The 265-nt window shown below is 50.9% G+C and carries 1 pseudogene; it reads right to left on the reverse strand.

The annotated features are described in order from the left end of the window. A pseudogene (locus CHH91_RS18600) lies at positions 1–265 on the reverse strand (ATP-dependent protease LonB); the annotation flags it as partial.

Here is a 265-nt window from a genome sequence, read left to right on the forward strand (position 1 = left end):
GCGCCGTTCTGGGCGTGGCGACATTTGGCTCGAATGGAGAACCCATTCAATATCGTACTTTTCAATGGAAGTGCGTTTATCTGCTCGGGCGGCTCCTACCGCAATTTGGACGACATTGACCGTTTCCCGGCCATTGGTAGCATAGTCAGCAACCTTTTTGGCTGCATCGTCTGTTAACGCCATGCCCGCTTTATCAGCGGCTCTTTTCGCAATTTCCACAATTTCATCAGGATCAAGAGCCCGGAAAAACACTTCCAGACAGCGA

The sequence above is a fragment of the Virgibacillus sp. 7505 genome (assembly GCF_002272135.1).
GTDB lineage: Bacteria > Bacillota > Bacilli > Bacillales > Amphibacillaceae > Terribacillus.